Here is a 366-nt window from a genome sequence, read left to right on the forward strand (position 1 = left end):
GATGAAGAGCTCAGGCGAACCTTCTGAAGCACTATTCATCCTGGCAGTACTTTTAACCTTCGTACTGGCTTTTCTAAGTTACCGCTATGTCGAAACCCCGTTTAGAAGAAGCCCTAAGTTCAAAAACAAGGATATGATCCAGGTTGCTAAACGTTGGATAGGTATTGCTATATTAGGCTTTGGATTCATACTCGCAACTGACGGCATGCAATTTCGTTTTAGCACCGAATATGATGCAACGATTGAACATAACCCTAAGAGAAAACAGTGCCACACCAAAGGGAAAGACTACCTGCGCCCGGAAGAATCGTGTCATTACTTCAACGACAATGTCACCTGGGCTACTTTTGGAGATAGTCACACCGT

1 protein-coding gene is annotated in these 366 nt (G+C 44.0%); it reads left to right on the forward strand.

The window, feature by feature from the left end; all coding sequences use genetic code 11:
- Nucleotides 1-366: hypothetical protein (locus tag A3761_RS27440; protein WP_197472967.1), on the forward strand; the 366-nt coding region annotated here is incomplete at both ends.

This window comes from Oleiphilus sp. HI0123, from assembly GCF_001635315.1.